1 pseudogene is annotated in these 1,222 nt (G+C 39.0%); it reads right to left on the reverse strand.

Going from position 1 to position 1,222, the window contains the following annotated elements:
- A pseudogene (locus tag QZ114_RS07660) lies at positions 1-1,222 on the reverse strand (hypothetical protein); the annotation flags it as partial.

Consider the following 1,222-nt stretch of genomic DNA (forward strand, 5'->3'; position numbering starts at 1 on the left):
TCTTCTCTTCTGGAGTTAAGTGGGCTTTGTCTTTAACTGGAACTTTTTCAGTTGGTTTCACTGGTTCGAAGTCTTGGCTCACTAAGTCTGTTCCTGGAATTGTATGACTGATTCCTGTTGTTGGATCTGTCACTGTCGCAGTGCCGTCGTCTCCTACTGTTACTTCCTTACCTGGGTTCTTGTCTTTGACTTTATCTGCCACTTGTTTTTTCTCTTCTGGAGTTAAGTGGGCTTTGTCTTTGACTGGAACTTTGTCCGTTGGTTTCACTGGCTCGAAGTCTTTAACAGTTAAATCTTTAACTGGAATTACTTTAGATTGACCTGTTTTCGGATCTGTTATAGTAACATTTCCTTTATCATCGACTTTAACATCCATATTTGGATTAGATTTTTTAACTTTTTTCTCTAATTCTGTTTTTTCTTCTGGTGTTAAATGCTCTGGATCTGGAACTACAATCGGTAGTGGAATTTCTACTTCAAACTCTCTTGCTGGCTCACCTTTAGCGCTAGTTAGTTTACCTGGAATTGTAATATCAGTTGTTCCTTCTTTTGGAAGTTTACCGTCTTCTTGGGCAATTCCTTTTCCTGTTGTTGGATTTTCAGGTAACTCGTTATTAGTTAATTCTACTTTTCCTCCAGTTACAACTTTTTCGCTAGCAATACCAGGTAATTTAACTTTAGTTCCTTCAGGAACCCCATCAACTGTTACTTCAATATTTCCTGATTGTGGATTTTGTGTTCCTACCGTAAATGTTGGAGTTGCTGTAGCTGGTTTTTCAACATATTCTACTTCCACTGTTTGTGGTACATCTTTTAATGTAACTGTCTTGCTACCTTCTTCAGATGGTACGTACACTTTATCTCCAACTGTAATTTCTCTTGGTGTATACGTGATTGGGTCGCCTTGGTGATGCGTTCCTGTTGGAACCTCAATATCAATTGGTGATCCTTTCGTTTCGTCTCCAACTTTTGGTTGGTATTTCACGACTGTTGAAGCATCTTTTTCTTTATAGGCTACTTCCACTGTTTGTGGTACATCTTTTAATGTAACTGTCTTGCTACCTTCTTCAGATGGTACGTACACTTTATCTCCAACTGTAATTTCTCTTGGTGTATACGTGATTGGGTCGCCTTGGTGATGCGTTCCTGTTGGAACCTCAATATCAATTGGTGATCCTTTCGTTTCGTCTCCAACTTTTGGTTGGTATTTCACGACTGTTGA

Origin of the sequence: uncultured Streptococcus sp. (assembly GCF_901875575.1) — a bacterium.
Taxonomy (GTDB): Bacteria; Bacillota; Bacilli; order Lactobacillales; family Streptococcaceae; genus Streptococcus.